This window comes from Carboxylicivirga sediminis (assembly GCF_018156225.1).
Taxonomy (GTDB): domain Bacteria; phylum Bacteroidota; class Bacteroidia; order Bacteroidales; family Marinilabiliaceae; genus Carboxylicivirga; species Carboxylicivirga sediminis.
Genome location: NZ_JAGTAR010000019.1, coordinates 43,416 through 60,192 on the forward strand (window position 1 = coordinate 43,416; position 16,777 = coordinate 60,192).

The 16,777-nt window shown below is 42.9% G+C and carries 13 protein-coding genes; 2 read left to right on the plus strand and 11 right to left on the minus strand.

What is annotated here, in order from left to right; translation table 11 throughout:
* Positions 1 to 3 precede the first annotated feature (3 nt).
* The 6 genes from rplD to rpsL all read right to left on the minus strand — a co-directional run bounded on the left by rplD (position 4) and on the right by rpsL (position 4,707).
* Entirely contained in the window at positions 4 to 633 is a 630-nt protein-coding gene (gene rplD, locus KDU71_RS12855) for a 50S ribosomal protein L4 (RefSeq protein ID WP_212191485.1), read from the minus strand.
* Positions 633 to 1,250, minus strand: a complete 618-nt coding sequence (rplC, locus tag KDU71_RS12860) for a 50S ribosomal protein L3 (protein ID WP_212191486.1) — start codon at positions 1,248 to 1,250, stop codon at positions 633 to 635. Before rplC ends, rplD begins: the two co-directional genes overlap by 1 nt.
* A 20-nt stretch (positions 1,251 to 1,270) precedes the next feature.
* Positions 1,271 to 1,576: a 30S ribosomal protein S10 gene (rpsJ, locus tag KDU71_RS12865; RefSeq protein WP_130642659.1), complete on the minus strand. Its 306-nt coding sequence runs from the start codon at positions 1,574 to 1,576 to the stop codon at positions 1,271 to 1,273.
* A gap of 18 nt (positions 1,577 to 1,594) precedes the next feature.
* Entirely contained in the window at positions 1,595 to 3,706 is a 2,112-nt protein-coding gene (gene fusA / locus KDU71_RS12870; protein WP_212191487.1) for an elongation factor G, read from the minus strand.
* Between the two features lie 25 nt (positions 3,707 to 3,731).
* Positions 3,732 to 4,208: a 30S ribosomal protein S7 gene (gene rpsG, locus KDU71_RS12875; RefSeq protein WP_212191488.1), complete on the minus strand. Its 477-nt coding sequence runs from the start codon at positions 4,206 to 4,208 to the stop codon at positions 3,732 to 3,734.
* Positions 4,209 to 4,323: 115 nt separating this feature from the next.
* Entirely contained in the window at positions 4,324 to 4,707 is a 384-nt protein-coding gene (gene rpsL / locus KDU71_RS12880) for a 30S ribosomal protein S12 (RefSeq protein WP_212191489.1), read from the minus strand.
* Positions 4,708 to 5,025: 318 nt separating this feature from the next.
* Here rpsL and KDU71_RS12885 point away from each other — a divergent pair, with 318 nt between their 5' ends.
* Positions 5,026 to 6,579 carry a M28 family metallopeptidase gene (locus KDU71_RS12885; protein WP_212191490.1) on the plus strand — a complete coding sequence of 518 codons (1,554 nt, stop codon included), beginning with the start codon at positions 5,026 to 5,028 and terminating at the stop codon, positions 6,577 to 6,579.
* Between the two features lie 239 nt (positions 6,580 to 6,818).
* Positions 6,819 to 7,709 (plus strand): ACP S-malonyltransferase, encoded by an 891-nt coding sequence (fabD, locus tag KDU71_RS12890; RefSeq protein WP_212191491.1) that lies wholly within the window; start codon positions 6,819 to 6,821, stop codon positions 7,707 to 7,709.
* Between the two features lie 78 nt (positions 7,710 to 7,787).
* On the opposite strand, the gene acs is transcribed toward fabD, so the two are convergent.
* The 5 genes from acs to hisB all read right to left on the minus strand — a co-directional run bounded on the left by acs (position 7,788) and on the right by hisB (position 16,734).
* Positions 7,788 to 9,677: an acetate--CoA ligase gene (acs, locus tag KDU71_RS12895; protein WP_212191492.1), complete on the minus strand. Its 1,890-nt coding sequence runs from the start codon at positions 9,675 to 9,677 to the stop codon at positions 7,788 to 7,790.
* 137 nt (positions 9,678 to 9,814) lie between these two features.
* Positions 9,815 to 12,811 (minus strand): PEP/pyruvate-binding domain-containing protein, encoded by a 2,997-nt coding sequence (locus KDU71_RS12900; protein WP_212191493.1) that lies wholly within the window; start codon positions 12,809 to 12,811, stop codon positions 9,815 to 9,817.
* 208 nt (positions 12,812 to 13,019) lie between these two features.
* Positions 13,020 to 13,658 (minus strand): hypothetical protein, encoded by a 639-nt coding sequence (locus tag KDU71_RS12905; protein ID WP_212191494.1) that lies wholly within the window; start codon positions 13,656 to 13,658, stop codon positions 13,020 to 13,022.
* A gap of 431 nt (positions 13,659 to 14,089) precedes the next feature.
* Positions 14,090 to 15,406 carry a hypothetical protein gene (locus tag KDU71_RS12910; protein ID WP_212191495.1) on the minus strand — a complete coding sequence of 439 codons (1,317 nt, stop codon included), beginning with the start codon at positions 15,404 to 15,406 and terminating at the stop codon, positions 14,090 to 14,092.
* Positions 15,407 to 15,606: 200 nt separating this feature from the next.
* Positions 15,607 to 16,734, minus strand: coding sequence for a bifunctional histidinol-phosphatase/imidazoleglycerol-phosphate dehydratase HisB (hisB, locus tag KDU71_RS12915; RefSeq protein ID WP_212191496.1), 1,128 nt, complete (start codon positions 16,732 to 16,734; stop codon positions 15,607 to 15,609).
* Between the last annotated feature and the right edge of the window lie 43 nt (positions 16,735 to 16,777).

Consider the following 16,777-nt stretch of genomic DNA (forward strand, 5'->3'; position numbering starts at 1 on the left):
TCCTTATGCGTTAAACAGTTTACCGAATTCTTCTACAGAACTTTCTACTAACACCAAGTTTTTAGCTTTCATGATGTCATATGTATTAAGTTCAGCTAATGTCACTACGTCAGCACGCTGAATATTGCGGGCAGAGCGGTAGATATTATCGTTAGCCTCTTTTAACACTAATAATGAGCGCTGACCATTCATTTTCAGGTTAGCAATCATTGCAGCGTATTCTTTTGTTTTAGGCGCCTCAAAGTTGAAGTCTTCCAAAACAGTAATCATATGCTGCTGTGCTTTGTAGGCTAGCGCAGATTTACGAGCCAACTGCTTAAGTTTTTTATTCAACTTAAAACGGTAGTTACGTGGACGAGGACCAAATACACGACCTCCACCAACGAACACAGGAGACTTGATACTACCCGCACGGGCGGTACCTGTACCTTTTTGTTTTTTGATCTTACGAGTACTTCCTGCTATTTCTGCACGTTCCTTTGACTTATGAGTCCCTTGACGATTGTTAGCCAAGTATTGTTTTACATCAAGGTAAATGGCATGATCGCTGGGCTCAATTCCGAACACCGCTTCAGGTAATGTTACCTTTCTTCCGGTTTCTTTTCCTTCTAATGTTAATACGTTCAGTTCCATTACTTTTCAATAATTAGATATGAGCCTTTTGCACCCGGAACAGAACCTTTAACCAAAATAAGGTTGTTCTCAGGAATTACTTTAATCACTTTCAGGTTTTCAACCTTTACTCTGTCACCACCGGTACGACCAGCCATGCGCATACCTTTGAATACTCTAGCAGGGTATGATGCTGCACCAATAGATCCAGGAGCACGCAAACGGTTGTGCTGTCCGTGGGTAGACTGACCTACTCCACCAAATCCATGACGCTTAACTACACCTTGAAAACCTTTACCTTTTGAGATACCAGTGATATCAACAAAAGAGTTTTCATCGAAAAGGTTCACATCAACAGTTTCACCTAATTTGAATTCGTTGTCGAATTCGTGGAATTCAACCACTTTACGCTTAGGTGCTGAACCGGCCTTTTTAAAGTGACCAGCTTCAGGTTTTGTTGTGCTTTTTTCCTTTTTGTCGTCAAACGCCAACTGTACAGCCTCGTAACCGTCAGTTTCCACAGTTTTGATCTGTGTAACTACGCAAGGGCCTGCTTCGATAACAGTGCATGGCACATTTTTACCATCGGCACTGAAAACGGATGTCATTCCGATTTTTTTTCCAATTAGTCCTGGCATTGTTTAAACATTTAAGATTATCACACTTTAATTTCTACTTCTACACCACTTGGCAATTCAAGCTTCATCAAAGCATCGATTGTTTTAGCTGTAGAGCTATAAATGTCAATCAAACGCTTGTACGATGATAATTGAAACTGCTCACGTGATTTCTTGTTCACAAATGTGGAGCGCAACACAGTGAAGATACGCTTGTGAGTAGGTAGCGGAATAGGACCGCTAACTACTGCACCAGTGCTCTTAACTGTCTTTACAATCTTCTCAGCTGACTTGTCAACCAAGTTATGATCGTAAGATTTAAGTTTTATTCTAATTTTCTGACTCATAGTGGAGAACACTAATTCTTATAATAATTCTACTTTTCCTTTTGCTTCTTTTACTACTTCAATAGCAATCTGACGAGGTACTGTTGCGTACTCTAAGAATTCCATTGAAGAAGTGGCACGACCTGATGAAATGGTACGTAATGCAGTTACATAACCAAACATCTCAGCCAATGGCACCTTAGCTTTTACTACACGTGCACCAGCTTTTGATTCCATACCTTCAACCTGACCACGACGCTTGTTAAAGTCACCGATGATATCACCCATGTACTCTTCAGGAGTCACAACTTCTACGCGCATGATAGGCTCCAATAACTGAGGCTTAGCTTGTGCTGAGGCTGATTTGAATCCCTGACGGGCACAAATTTCGAATGATAACTGGTCTGAATCGACAGCGTGGAAAGAACCATCGAATACAGTTACTTTAAGGGCTTCTACTTCACTACCGCAAAGTACACCATTCAACATAGCTTCTTTGAAACCCTTCTCAATAGATGGTATAAATTCTTTTGGAATGTTACCACCTTTGATAATGCTTTCAAACTGAAGGCCGGTTTTACCTTCATCAGCAGGTCCCATGCGGAACTGGATATCGGCAAATTTACCACGACCACCAGACTGCTTCTTGAATACTTCACGAAGCTCAACTTCCTGAGTAATGGTTTCTTTGTATGTTACCTGAGGCTGACCCTGGTTACATTCTACTTTAAACTCACGCTTCAAACGGTCGATTAGTACCTCAAGGTGAAGCTCACCCATACCAGAGATGACAGTCTGACCAGTTTCTTCGTTAGTTTGAACGCGGAATGTAGGATCCTCCTCGGCTAATTTACCAAGAGCTACACCTAATTTATCCATATCTTTCTGTGACAATGGCTCAACAGCAACACCAATTACAGGCTCTGGGAAATCCATTGACTCAAGAACGATTGGGTTTTTCTCATCACAAAGTGTATCACCAGTACGGATATCTTTGAAACCAACACCGGCACAAATATCACCAGCACCAATCACCTCGCGAGGCAACTGCTTGTTTGATTTCATCTGGAATAAACGTGAGATACGCTCTTTCTTATTAGTACGTGTATTTAATACGTATGAACCAGCTTCGATTTTACCAGAGTAAACACGCATAAAACACAAACGACCAACGAATGGGTCAGTAGCAATTTTAAACGCTAATGCTGATAAAGGAGCTTCTTCATCAATATCAAATGATACAGTCTCTTCAGTTTTTGGGTTAACACCCTCAATAGCATCAACTTCCAATGGACTTGGCAAGTATTGAACCACTGCATCCAACAAACGCTGAACACCTTTATTTTTAAAGGCTGAACCGCACATCATCGGCGTAATAGTTTGAGCAATGGTTGCCTTACGAATCACATCTAACATCTGCTCACGAGTAATTGAATCTGGATCTTCAAAGAATTTCTCCAATAATTCATCATCGTGCTCAGCTACAGCTTCTACTAATTTACCTCTCCACTCTTCAGCTTCAGCTTTCAACTCTTCTGGAATCTCTTGCAGTTCGTAACGAGAACCTAATTGCTCATCATCATACCAAACTACAGCTTTGTTTTCGATCAAGTCGATAACTCCGCGGAAAGTTTCTTCAGCTCCGATTGGAATTTGTAAAGGCACCGGGTTAGCACCTAACATTTCACGTACCTGACGTACTACTTCGAAGAAGTTAGCACCTGAACGGTCCATTTTATTTACAAAACCGATACGTGGAACATTGTATTTATTAGCCTGACGCCATACTGTTTCTGACTGAGGCTCAACGCCACCAACTGCACAGAATAATGCAACAGCACCGTCAAGTACACGTAACGAACGCTCTACCTCTACAGTAAAGTCAACGTGACCTGGGGTGTCAATTATGTTGATTTTATTTTCAACACCTTCGTATATCCAGTTGGTTGTAACAGCTGCAGAAGTAATGGTAATACCACGCTCTTGCTCTTGCTCCATCCAGTCCATTGTAGCCGCACCATCGTGTACCTCACCAATTTTGTGAGTGATACCTGTGTAAAACAAGATACGCTCAGTAGTCGTTGTTTTACCGGCATCGATGTGCGCCATGATACCAATGTTTCTGGTCTTTTTAAGATCTGCCTTTCCCATGACAATAATTTCTTAAATATTTAGATTAAAATCTGAAGTGAGCAAAAGCACGGTTAGCTTCTGCCATTTTATGCATGTCTTCTTTCTTCTTGAAGGCAGCGCCTTCTAAATTGTATGCAGCAACAATTTCAGCAGATAATTTTTCTGCCATTGATTTTCCGCTACGCTTACGAGCGAATAAAATCAAATGCTTCATGCCGATAGATACTTTACGGGTCGGACGAATTTCGGTTGGAACCTGGAAAGTAGCACCACCAACACGTCGGCTTTTTACCTCCACCGAAGGAGTGATGTTTTCAAGTGCTTTTTTGAAATACTCCAATACTGGCTTTCCATCTTTTTCAGCTTTTTCAGCTACACGCTCCATAGCATCGTAAAAGATTTTGAAAGCGATTGATTTTTTACCATCATACATCATGTTATTCACAAACTGAGTAACAGTTGTATCATTGAATTTTGGATCTGGTAAAATAATCCTCTTTTTTGGTTTACTTTTTCTCATCTCTTCTTTTGTTTACTTTGTTATCCTCTTGGCTGTCTTGACTAGTCTTCAATGCCATGCATTTACTCATCCAGTTAACTAACCAAGTAAACAACGCACTTCACAATGTCTTTTTTTACTTCTTAGCAGCTTTTGGTCGTTTAGTACCATATTTTGAACGGCGCTGCGTACGTCCGTCAACTCCTGATGCATCTAATGCTCCACGTACTAAGTGATAACGCACACCTGGAAGGTCTTTTACCCTACCACCACGCACTAACACAATCGAGTGCTCCTGCAGGTTGTGTCCTTCTCCAGGGATGTAAGCATTCACCTCTTTTCCGTTGGTTAAACGCACCCTTGCTACCTTCCTCATGGCTGAGTTAGGCTTCTTTGGTGTAGTGGTATACACCCTCACACACACGCCTCGTCTTTGAGGACATGCATTCAAAGCTGGTGATTTACTTTTTTCCACCTGCTTGTTTCGTCCTTTTCTAACTAACTGATGAATTGTTGGCATAAAATTTAAATATATTGCATTAAACAATTTCGTTCTAAACGGGGTGCAAAGGTACACTAATCCCTTGTAAAACCCCACTGATTTTCAGCCTTTTTGACAACTTTAGACAAAAAAGCGCTGCAAAAGTACTAATTTTCAATGAAAAAAGAACAAGCCTTGCTTTATTTTTTTCTCAATCAATCTATATTTTCTCTCTAGAAAACAATTTGTTAGTCCTGGCAGCGGGAAACAATGAACATCATTCCCCCATTATCGACAAACAAGCCCTTGACAAACCAATTTCATGCCATAATTTCGCTTATCAAAAATTATGAGAATATGAAGACGATAAACATGACACTTTTCCTGAGCTTACTATTTACTTATTCGAGTTCTTTTGCACAGGAACATATACAACGCGGACTAGCAACTATCAATCGAAATAGCCTTGAAGCGCAATTGACCTTTTTATCTTCAGACTGGTTTGAAGGGCGTGAAGCTACTACCAAAGGCGCATATATGGCTGCTGACTACCTGGCCTCATTATACCAGACTAACGGCCTTTTGCCATTTGTTGACAACAGCTATTTTCAGAAGGTACCATTGCTGGTAGCCCACGAACCTCACAGCGCCACAATTTCACTTAGAACCAATGAACTTGAAGTAAAATATTCTTTTCCGGAGCACTTGAGAGCTGAAAGAGTACCCGCCTCATTTACAATTGATGCAGCGCCTGTTTGGGCAGGCTATGGCATTAACACAGGCAAGCTAAAAGAGGTAAATACAGCCAAGTGCAAAGGCAAAATAATGATCCGCTTAACTGGATTGCCAATAGCCGAAGAAGGCAGTCAACTTCAGCAAATACTCAGCCAACAAAACCAACAAGAATGGAACACTGTAAAAAAGCAAACACTGGAACAGTCGGAGGTAGTAGCCATCCTCGAATACGACATAAATGATCCAAACCTAAAGGCCTCCATTGTTGACACCCAAAATCATAATGCCAATGCTGAACAATTGCTTGACAAGCGTTCATCGGGCATTTACCAGAAAAGCTTATATATGCCGGACGAACCTACAAAAGCCCCCTACCAACTTAAGGTGTCTAAAGCTATCATTGAAAGCCTCATCCCCAACTTTGAGCAATTCCTAAACAACTATCTGGCCGACCTGCAAAACTTAAGCATTAATCCCAAAGTCCAGCTCTCTGCCAGTTCCCTGAAACTTGAAGCCGAAGCACATGTGGAACTGAAACAATGCAATAATGTGATTGCCATGATTGAAGGCTCCGAAAAGCCTGAGGAAGTAATTGTTGTTGGTGCCCACTACGACCACCTGGGCAGTTACAATGGGTACATCTGGAATGGTGCTGATGATAACGGCTCTGGTGCTATTGGCGTTGCAGCCATCGCCAAAGCATTTATGGCGACTGGTTTACAACCCAAACGCACCATCATTTTCGCTAACTGGACAGCTGAAGAAAGAGGCTTATTTGGCTCGCGGTATTTTGTCAAACACTTCAAAGATATCGACAAAATAAAATACTACCATAATTACGACATGATTGGCAGAAGTTACAACTATGAACAACCCGACTCAGTTGTATCATTATTATATACTAAAGAATGGGCACAAGCAGAAACATTGTGCAAACAATACAACAAAGAGTATCAACTGGGCTTAAAAATTAACTACAGCGCATGGGATAATCCCACCAGTGGCAGTGACAATGCACCTTTTGCCCAAAAAGGCATTCCCATTATGTGGTTTCATACCGGTGGGCACGAATCATACCATATGCCATCAGATCATGTTGACAGAATTGATTGGCAAAAGCTGGAAGCCATAGTAAAAACAAGCTTTCTGACTCTTTGGAACTTAGCTAACGAATAGTCGAAAATACAATTGGTGAAGTTTTTATTAGGAGCAAAGCAATTTTATGCTTTATCTTTGCCCAGATAAATTTAACACATTAATGGCTCTCGTCAACCGTGAGCCTTTGTTGTTTGCAGCATAAGGCACCTAATACCGGGATGAGTACCATTAAATATTTAAATTATTAAGCAGGTCACAAAAAACAACAATTATCGTTCTTAACAACACTTGTGACCTGCAAAATAAAACAAACAGATATGAAAGCATTTGTATTTCCGGGCCAGGGTGCCCAATACGTTGGAATGGGTAAAGATATTTACGAAAACTCACCAATGGCGAAGGAACTATTTGAAAAAGCAAATGAAATTTTAGGCTTCCGCATTACCGATCTGATGTTTGAAGGAACTGACGAAGACCTGAAACAAACAAAAGTAACACAGCCAGCTATCTTTTTACACTCTGTCATATTAGCCAAAACACTTGGCGACGCGTTTACGCCAGAAATGACAGCCGGACATTCACTAGGTGAATTTTCAGCTTTAGTTGCTGCAGGGGCTATGAACTTCGAAGATGGTCTTAAGCTTGTTTCACAACGCGCACAGGCGATGCAAAAAGCTTGTGAGATTGAGCCATCAACCATGGCTGCAATCGTTGGTCTGGAAGATGCCATTGTGGAAGAAGTTTGCGAAAGCATTGAAGATATTGTGGTAGCAGCTAACTATAACTGTCCTGGCCAATTGGTAATTTCAGGTTCAATTGCAGGTGTTGACAAAGCATGTGAGCTATTAACTGAAAAAGGAGCCAAACGTGCTCTTAAGTTACCTGTAGGTGGTGCCTTCCACTCTCCTTTAATGGAACCAGCGCGTACTGAACTGGCTGCGGCTATTGAGGCAACTGAATTCAACACCCCTGTATGCCCAATTTACCAGAACGTAAACGCACAGGCTGTAACTGATCCGGCAACTATTAAAGAAAACCTGGTTGCTCAGCTAACTGCTCCTGTTCGCTGGACACAAACAGTGCAAAACATGATTACTGATGGTGTATCATCATTCACTGAAGTTGGTCCTGGTAAAGTATTACAAGGATTGGTGAAGAAAGTGGACCGCAAAATGGAAACTAACGGTTTCAGTACTTACCAAGGCTAAAAATAGTTCGTTAGTTCATTTGACTAATAAATTTATAGATATAACAAAGGCAAGCTTTTCGGCTTGCCTTTTGTTTTATTAATCATCTAATGTACTTAAATCACCTTCATCTTCACCCAGCGCTCTCGCCTTTAGCACCCGACGCATAATTTTCCCACTCCGCGTCTTTGGCAGTGAGTCGGCAAAGATCACCTCTTCAGGACGGGCAATGGGCCCCATCACCTTAGCTACATGATCGAGGAGTTCCTTCGCTAATTCTTTGCTTCCTGTCAATCCAGCCTTAAGAATCACATACAGATGAATTCCACTTCCTTTTAATTCATGCGGTAAAGCAATGGCAGCTGCTTCCGCAACATCGGAGTGACTGACTGCTGCACTCTCGATTTCTGCTGTTCCCAAACGGTAACCACTTACTTTTATCACATCATCACTTCGCCCGATAATCCAGAAATACCCATCCTCATCTTTTCGGGCCGAATCACCGGCATGATAATACTTCTGCTTCTCAAACTTTGACCAATAGGTTTCGTTATAACGGTTATCATCTCCCATAATGGTGCGAGCCATGCCAGGCCACGGATTCTTAATGACAAGGGCTCCCACCTCATTGGCTGCTACATCATTCCCCTGCTCATCAACCACTCCTACCTCGTGCCCAAAGAACGGCTTTGTTGCTGAACCAGGTTTTAGTGGAGTAACAGGTAGCGGTGTAATCACGAATCCACCTGTTTCGGTTTGCCACCAGGTATCCATAATTGGGCACTTCTTCTTACCAACCACTTCATGGTACCATCTCCATGCTTCAGGATTTATAGGCTCGCCAACAGAACCCAACAAGCGCAAAGAACTTATATCATGTCGGTTGACCCACGATTCGCCGTAGCGCATTAAGCCACGAATAGCCGTTGGGGATGTATACAACACAGTAATGCCATACTTATCAATCATGCGCCACCATCTATCAGGATAAGGATGATTAGGCGCCCCTTCGTACATAAATATGGTAGAACCATTGATTAAAGGCCCATACACCATGTAACTGTGCCCCGTAATCCATCCCGGATCGGCGGCACACCACCAACGATCTTCCGGTTTAATATCGAATACCATGCGATGCGTAGCTGAGGTATAAACACTGTAGCCGCCATGAGTATGAACCAGACCTTTTGGTTTGCCAGTTGAGCCAGAAGTGTATAACAAAAACAGCATATCTTCAGCATCCATCTGCTCTGTTTCGCACTTATGACTGGCAATGGGCAGGGCTTTCAGGTCGTGATACCAGTAATCGCGGTCGTTCTCCATGTACACCTCCTCCCCAGTCCGTTTAACGGTAATACATACTTCCATGGTTGGCGACAGCTCCATGGCTTTATTAACAATGTCTTTCAGGCGGGTTGGTTTACCCCTTCTGAAACCTCCATCGGCTGTAATCACCACACGGCTATTAGCAGCATTAATCCGTTCAGCCAAAGCTTCATGACTGAATCCTCCGTATACAACACTATGAGCTGCCCCAATTTTAGCACAGGCGAGCATGGCGAATATCTGCTCTGGTATTTGTGGCATATAAATAGTGACAATATCCCCTTTATGCACGCCCATTGCCTTGAGGATATTGGCAAACTCACACACCTCACGATTGAGTGCATGATAGGAATAAGTTTTCAGGTCGCCTGGCTCACCTTCCCATATAAAAGCCAGTTTGTTACGATTAGCCGTCTTGAGGTGGCGGTCTATAGCATTTTGGATGATATTGGTTTTACCCCCGGTAAACCATTTATAAAACGGATGATTAGAGTCATCCAGTACTTTATCCCATGGCTTATACCATTCAAGTCGCTTGGCCTCTTCAGCCCAAAAGCCTTCCCTGTTTTTAATCGATTCATGGTATAAATCATCATACGATTTAACGGTGGCATAATCCATCACCTCCTGCGACGGATATACGAAATCTTTTGAGTCCATCATAAAACTTCAGCTTATCTCTTTTGGTTAATAATGTGATTGTCACCAAGATATAAATTGAAAATTTTATTTACAATATTTTCAGACTCTTTATTCTTAATAGCATTCATAAGAAAAGCCTTTAATAAGGCTTTTCGCTACTATTCAGCTTTGTTGTTATCGTTCATCACAATAGCTGCCTTTTGCTTTTTACCATCCATCAGTATGGTTAGTGGCTGCTCAAACTCCACATGACGGAAATATTGTGTCTCTCTGACAAGCTTCTGCTGCTTGAGGGCATCCAGATTAACAAATTGTTCTTCGCTATTATGGTGTACACTAAAATAGCCCACATTCATTGAGGTAACATTGTGGAAGAAGTGTGAACCAAGCGAAGCATCCAATGGAAAGTTGGGCAATCCCATTTCCACAATAACCCGGGCATGCGAGATTTGCGACCAAAATACAGGAATTCCCGTAAAGCGATCACGGGTTCCCCACCGGCCCGGACCAATCAGCACATATTCCTTACCCTGCTCCTCAAAATACTGATTAATAGCCGCCATTTCAGCACCCATTTCGGCCGTTTTAGTCCGATCAAATACATCAATATTCATGTACACCACGTCTTTAATGTGGTTAAGTCGACCGTTCCCCATGCCTTTAATCGATTGCAGCACCAACTGACTACTATCTACCTCATCAAAATTAATATTAGTAGTATTCTCGATACGTATCAGTGGTTTAATTTGCAGCAGATAGAGAGTTGGCAAGTTACGTCGTCCCGGTTCAAGGTCAACAGCAAACTCAATTTCAACAGGTGCTCCCATGGCTTCTTTGAAGAAGCGCAGGAGCATATCGAGCGTTTGCGAAAGCGGAATATAATCGTACTTGAGAATGTTGGAGAAGTTAACCACACGAGGACCCCGCTTTGAGAAGTCATTCACCATGCGATCGTAGTTATAGTCGTACACCGTGGCACAATGCTTCAGGTTGCCATCCTCTTCTGCCTCTTTGATGGCGAGCTTAACGATAGCAGCATCTTCACCTCCTTTTTCAAGACAGAAATCTGTTTTATCCAAATCAAGCGCATAAAAGTAGGCCTGCGAATCTTTAATCTGATCCTGAATGGAATTAAGCTCCAGCTTAGGGTGCTTGGGGCAAAAACGATAAGCCTTTTCACCTCCCACCACATATTTACCTAAGCCAACAGCCAATACTGCAAAGCCATCCTCGGGCTTCATATACGAAAACGGATAATAGTTGTAGGACTGCGCCACCCCACTAATATTAGGATAGAAGCGATCGCCCACCTTGCCGCCTACAACTTCCTGAATGATGACAGCCATCTTCTCCTCTTCAATCTTATAGTTGACCGCATCAAAATAGGCTTTGGCAGGATCGCTGAACATGGATGCATACACTAACTTAACAGCGGTACATAGCTGACGGAATCGTTCGTTAACATCAGGATGATTGTTGGGCACCATAAACGTGGCATAGACGCCGGCAAAGGGCTGCAACAAGCTATCTTCGAACAAGCCCGATGATCGAACGGCCAGTGGCTGATCCATCACTTCAACATATTGCATTAGCTTTTCATTGACCTCATCGCTCAGCTCCGACTTTAAGAACAATTCTTTGATGGCCTCGTAATCGCGGCCAATAAAGGCAGGCGTATAGAGGTTATTTTTTTCGATAAAGTGCGTGAACTCACCGGCTCCTATAATAGTTGTTGAGGGAATTCGGATATTTATATCGTCGATGATATTGTCAAAATTGATGTTCTCAATAAAGTTACTGAGGAATGCCACACCACGCCCCTTCCCTCCGAACGAACCTTCGCCAATGCGCACGATATACCGACAGCTTTTCACCATCTCCTTATCAAACATCACCACCTTACCTCTCAGGCGCTCCAAACGCACATCCTCAAATATCTCTAATATGGCATGACGCAGCTTGTTAGAGCTTTCGAAATCCTCGATGCGATAGGGGCGTAGTCGCTTGGCGATGGTAATCTCACCGCGAGCCATCAGCCAGGTGGATATACCATTGCGGCGGGCATGATACAGCAATGATTCGGGCGTCACCTCTTCGATGCATTCCACAAACTCCTTAAGATTGCGAGCTACCGCCACTTTAGCCCCTCGTGTATTTTTAAACACAAAATTACCAAATCCCAGCTTCTGATGAATGAAATTATAGATATCCAGAGATAAGCTATCGGAGTTCTTATCAATAAAATCGGAGTTGATGGCTTCGGCCCTCAGGGCATTAGCCGGGTCAGATGACTGTAGCAGTGTAGGTATAATCGTTTTCGATTTAACATACTTGATAAGTTCTACGCCAGCGTCTTCATCTTCCTTGCCGTTACGTGCATATTTTACATCAGAAATAACACAAATAAGGTTATCGAGGTATTTATCCACAATCTCCACTGCATCCTCATAGTTACTGACCAGCAAAATTTTTGGTCGCACCCGCATCTTCATGATCTTATGCAACTGGTCGCTCGACTCTTCGGCCAATATGGCCTGCGTCTGACTCATGATAATGGAGTACAACAGCGGCAGGTAGCGGGTGTAATACTTCTGTGAGTCTTCTACCAGCAGGATGACACGCACATCGCCCACCTTCACATCCTTCTCCACGTTCATCTTGTCCTCCACATACTTGATCATGGCCAGAAACACGCGCGAATCACCATTCCACACAAATACCTTATCGATGTGCTCGATGTTACCACTGCCTTCGTCGAAAAACTTCAGGTCTGCATTATTATTCACCATCAGCAAGATAGGCACCTCAGGCTGAATCTCCTTAAGGCGGGCACTCATTTGCAAAGGCAACTGTTTATCGAGGCCTGCCATTACTATAATCATATCAAACTCACGATCCTGCATCAGCTCCTCGGCCTCATCAATGGTAGCTACACTGGAGATGCGAGGCGCCGTAAAGAGGTTAAGCTGCAGGTATTCGCCAAAAATCTTATCGAAAAAGCGGCCCTCGCGTACAATACTGTATGAATCGTAATGGTTGGCAATCAGCAATACCTCACGTACCTTAAAGGACATCAGCTCCTGAAAGATATCGCGGTCGGTGCGTTTGCGGTTATATATGGTAGATAATGTTAACTCGTCGATGTTGTTGTTCATTGGGCAGATACTAGACAATTATAAATTAGCTTGCTAAACTCTTAAAACAAAGAAGAGCAAATTAAGTTAAAATTGTTGGCATGGGAAGAAAAGCGAGGTGATTTTGGTCAATGAGGGGCTATGCTGTGCAGCAGGCATTGTCCTTGCCGTGCCACAAGTCACGTATTTCCAGAAAATGCATAAAACGTGATTAGCAACTGTAGTTTGCTTAATGAATAAAATGATCCTTTCGCAGACGATTGGCAACACGACGTGAGAAGTAGTTATTTAAGGTGTCATACCCAGCATATACACCATTCACAACAATTTCACTTATCCATTTATAATTGTCTAAATCATTGACATCGTACAAATAAACATTGTAGCTTGAATTGGGTTCTTCACGCTCATTTGTCACAGAACTATTCTCGTAATAGGTGGTGACATATTTAGAGCTTGTCCAGTAATCATCCAAGTTTATGACTAAAATAGCTTCACAGCCCGAACGTTTTAATTGGTTTTTAAATTGTTCGTAAGTATAATCTTCATCGGGCAAAAAAGCTTCCGTCGATTTTATTATACGCGGAAAACCACCCGGACTTATATTACGCTCCAGTGACTTCTCGAGCTGCTTGCGGAATTTGAGATAAGAAATATCATTAAAATTACCACGTACATTATTGTAGTAGTTTTCCTCAGTGAATCCTTTAAAATTATTGCCTGTGGTAAATACAAGCATCATTGATGAATAGGGACGCTGGGCAGGGCTTTTAACAATAGACGTAATGGATGATGAAGCACAACTGGTTAATAATACAGCTAATAAATGAAGAAGAACTAATCGTTGAGGCAAGGTATTACAATTCATAACTTTCAATATTACATGAGGTGTTATACCGGTTACCATTCAAAATGCGCCTTTAGTTCATTTCACTCCTAAAGTCACTTTGAATATGTATCGGCATTATACCAGCACATTTTATTACTTATATGGTATTACTTCCTTAGAACATCTGTCCAAAGGCAATTAGTAATTATGTTTTATGAAAGCTTTCAGATATTAGACAAACCCGATGGGGCTTGCACGTATCTAATACCAAATGAATAACAAAATGATTGATAAAGCATTTTGCTTATATCATGGGTTAATGCCGAAACAGAATCACAGATTGATTTTTAATCAATCGTTTTGATTCGTAATCGGTATAACCATCGAAATCACATTTGATATTTAGTAAAAAACAAGCCCATCAGCATAACATACTGACGGGCTACTCTAACAACAAATATCAACTACCATTATTGCATTACAACCGATACATTCTGATTACCTTGCTGAATAACAACGGATGCATCGTTACTACCGTGCTGCTGTATCAGCGCTCTGTTCATGTTACCTTGCTGACTAACAAAAGATGATAAGTGAGATCCCTGCATTTCAGTAACAGCGCGATTGCCTTGTCCGTTTTGATTTACAACAACCAGGTCATGGCCACCCGAATGGTCAACCCTTGCTACATTAGAGCTGCCAGACTGCCCAAGATATATACTTGAATGACCACCATTTGACTCCACAACACCCCGGTTGTCTTCTCCATGTTGGCGCACCCTTACCACACCATGACCTCCTTTACGGTCGATACGTGCCACATTACCGCTTCCTGATTGATTGGCTGTAGCTGTGCTATGTCCCCCTTTTGAGAGAATAACGGCCCGGTTGCCATCACCCGATTGCCTTACTGCAGCTGCACTATGTGCGCCCTTCTGATCAATCGAAGCGGCATTACCTGTTCCATTCTGTGCAACGCCGGCAGTTAGCTGGTTGCCCTGCTGGGCTACCTTTGCAAAGTTATTATCTCCAGCCTGACGAATACGTACTAAGTGGCCCGAACTTCCACCCTGGCTTGCAGAAGCCCTGTTATCATGACCGTTTTGATTTATTCGGGCAGTGTATTCCTGTCCTTTGCCCTGCTTAATATTGGCCCGGTTACCATTACCATTTTGTGCTATTACAGCAGTTCCTCCATGCGATCCGGTCTGAATCTTCGCCCAGTTATCCATACCATGCTGCGCAATAAAAGCAGTATTATTGCTTGCTCCTTTATGCCCATCTCCATGCTCTCCATCTTCATGAGAAGAACCTCCTTTATCACCTTTGCCGCATTGACCACCATCGTGCCCTTCATCGTGGCTGTCGTCATGCTCATCAATGCTACTGCTTTGTTCGATTGCTGCCATATTCAAAGAACCTGTCTGTACAATTCTGGCTGTGCTATTGGCAATGCTTTGCAGGGTACCTTGCTTAATAACTGCCCTTGAACCTGCACCGCTCTGGTCAATTACAGCACGTACACTGTTAACGCCCATATCAGGCATACTACCTTGGTGAATTCCAGCTTTATTGCCAGAACCATTCTGCCTGACAACTGCCACATTACGCTCAGCTGCAGCTGTGGCATTACTCATCTGATTCACCCTTGAGAGGTTACCTGTTCCGGTTTGATCAACTAACGACCTGTTATAGTCTCCTTCCTGGTTGGTAACAGCTGTATTTTGTGCCATCACCATTGATGAACATACTAGAAGTCCAATCAACAATTTCATTTTTGTTCTCATAGTGAAAGTTTAGAAATTACGATACCAGCCCCACACATCATTAACAAACAGCAAGTTAGAGCCAATAATTTCCAAATTCAATTCTCTCATTCTCAATGGTTCCTAAAAAGTGACGAACACCTTCCAGAATTACATGAACAAAACCATATCGTAGACTAAGGTACTGAAAATCATTTAGGTACATTATTACCAAATAATAATTACAACATTTCCTTGGTACTCGGCAAGCGGTTATTAAACGGATCTTTACGTATAGCAGCTTTAATAGCTTTGGCCAGGGCTTTAAAGATGCCCTCGATCTTGTGATGCTCGTTTTTTCCTTCGGCCTTAATGTTCAGGTTGCAGGCGGCAGCATCGGAGAAGCTCTTGAAGAAGTGGTAAAACATTTCGGTAGGCATGTCGCCAATCATCTCGCGCTTGAAGTCGGCCTCCCACACCAGCCATGAGCGACCACCAAAATCTAGCGCCACCTGTGCCAGACAGTCGTCCATGGGCAGGCAGAAACCATAGCGTTCAATACCTCGCTTATCGCCCAATGCCTTTTTGATAGCCTCGCCCAGCACAATAGCCGTATCCTCAATGGTGTGATGCTCATCGACATGCAGATCGCCATCCACCTTCACCGACAGGTCGCAGCCCGAGTGACGACCAATCTGCTCCAGCATATGGTCGAAAAAATGAAGACCCGTATGGATATTGCACAGGCCTTTCCCATCCAGGTTGATGGACACAGTGATTTTTGTTTCAGCTGTGTTACGTTCCACAGTAGCGGTGCGCTCCGTTGCAAATAGGTGTTGCGTCACATCGGCCCAGCTGGTACTACAGAGCGAACAAACTTCGATCAATCCGCCAGCCTCCAGCTCCTTGGCAGCTACATCAGATTCCTTCAGGTAGATGGCTTTACATCCCAGATTTTTAGCCAACTCTACATCGGTCAGCCGGTCGCCAATCACATATGAATTGGCCAGGTCGTAATCGCCCTCCATGTATTTCGTGAGTAGGCCGGTGCGTGGTTTACGTGTGGGGGCATTCTCTTCAGGAAAAGAGCGGTCGACAAGTATATCGGCAAACACAATGCCTTCGTTTTCGAGTGTTTGAAGCATTTTATTCTGTGCCGGCCAAAAGGTTTCTTCGGGAAATGAGTCGGTCCCCAGCCCGTCCTGGTTGGTCACCATCACCAGCTCAAAATCGAGCTGCTCAACAATAGTTGACAGGTTCTTAAACACGCCTGGGTAGAACTCCAGCTTTTCGAGACTATCCACCTGGAAGTTCACTGGCGGTTCTATTATTAAGGTGCCATCACGGTCTATAAAAAGTAGTTTCTTCATGCTTATTAGCTTATGGCTGCCTGCAGATAGCTATATGCAGCCT

Excerpts from the sequence above, each read along its gene's own strand:
- KDU71_RS12900 (WP_212191493.1), bottom strand. The coding sequence starts at position 12,811 with ATGAACAACAACATCGACGAGTTAACATTATCTACCATATATAACCGC.
- fusA (WP_212191487.1), bottom strand. The coding sequence starts at position 3,706 with ATGGGAAAGGCAGATCTTAAAAAGACCAGAAACATTGGTATCATGGCG.
- acs (WP_212191492.1), bottom strand. The coding sequence starts at position 9,677 with ATGATGGACTCAAAAGATTTCGTATATCCGTCGCAGGAGGTGATGGAT.
- hisB (WP_212191496.1), bottom strand. The coding sequence starts at position 16,734 with ATGAAGAAACTACTTTTTATAGACCGTGATGGCACCTTAATAATAGAA.
- KDU71_RS12905 (WP_212191494.1), bottom strand. The coding sequence starts at position 13,658 with ATGAATTGTAATACCTTGCCTCAACGATTAGTTCTTCTTCATTTATTA.
- rplD (WP_212191485.1), bottom strand. The coding sequence starts at position 633 with ATGGAACTGAACGTATTAACATTAGAAGGAAAAGAAACCGGAAGAAAG.
- KDU71_RS12885 (WP_212191490.1), top strand. The coding sequence starts at position 5,026 with ATGAAGACGATAAACATGACACTTTTCCTGAGCTTACTATTTACTTAT.
- rpsG (WP_212191488.1), bottom strand. The coding sequence starts at position 4,208 with ATGAGAAAAAGTAAACCAAAAAAGAGGATTATTTTACCAGATCCAAAA.
- fabD (WP_212191491.1), top strand. The coding sequence starts at position 6,819 with ATGAAAGCATTTGTATTTCCGGGCCAGGGTGCCCAATACGTTGGAATG.
- rplC (WP_212191486.1), bottom strand. The coding sequence starts at position 1,250 with ATGCCAGGACTAATTGGAAAAAAAATCGGAATGACATCCGTTTTCAGT.
- KDU71_RS12910 (WP_212191495.1), bottom strand. The coding sequence starts at position 15,406 with ATGAGAACAAAAATGAAATTGTTGATTGGACTTCTAGTATGTTCATCA.
- rpsJ (WP_130642659.1), bottom strand. The coding sequence starts at position 1,576 with ATGAGTCAGAAAATTAGAATAAAACTTAAATCTTACGATCATAACTTG.
- rpsL (WP_212191489.1), bottom strand. The coding sequence starts at position 4,707 with ATGCCAACAATTCATCAGTTAGTTAGAAAAGGACGAAACAAGCAGGTG.